The organism is Corallococcus sp. AB049A (assembly GCF_003668885.1).
Lineage (GTDB): Bacteria > Myxococcota > Myxococcia > Myxococcales > Myxococcaceae > Corallococcus > Corallococcus interemptor.
In genome coordinates, this window is the sequence record NZ_RAWL01001479.1 from 1 (window position 1) to 382 (window position 382).

A 382-nucleotide genomic window follows, 5' to 3' on the forward strand; every position below is an offset into this window, starting at 1 on the left:
GGTGCCATCCACACCTACCTGGAACTGTTCGGCCGCTACTTCATCGACCTGACCCCGCGCGTGGCCCTGGTCGCCGCGCAGGCCGCAGACCGGCACGGCAACCTGTACACCGGCCCGAACACCGAAGACACGCCGGTGATCGTCGAAGCCACTGCCTTCGGTGGCGGCATCGTCATCGCCCAGGTCAACGAGATCGTCGACGCCCTCCCCCGCGTCGACATTCCCGCTGACTGGGTCAACTTCGTGGTGCAGGCGCCGAAGCCGAACCACATCGAACCGCTGTTCACCCGCGACCCGGCGCAGATCTCCGAGATCCAGGTGTTGATGGCGATGATGGCGATCAAGGGCATCTACGCCGAGTACGGCGTGAACCGCCTCAACC

General features: G+C 65.4%; 1 protein-coding gene. It reads left to right on the top strand.

Going from position 1 to position 382, the window contains the following annotated elements; genetic code table 11:
• On the top strand, nucleotides 1–382 hold a 382-nt coding region (locus D7X55_RS47520), incomplete at both ends, for a malonate decarboxylase subunit alpha (RefSeq protein ID WP_199747517.1).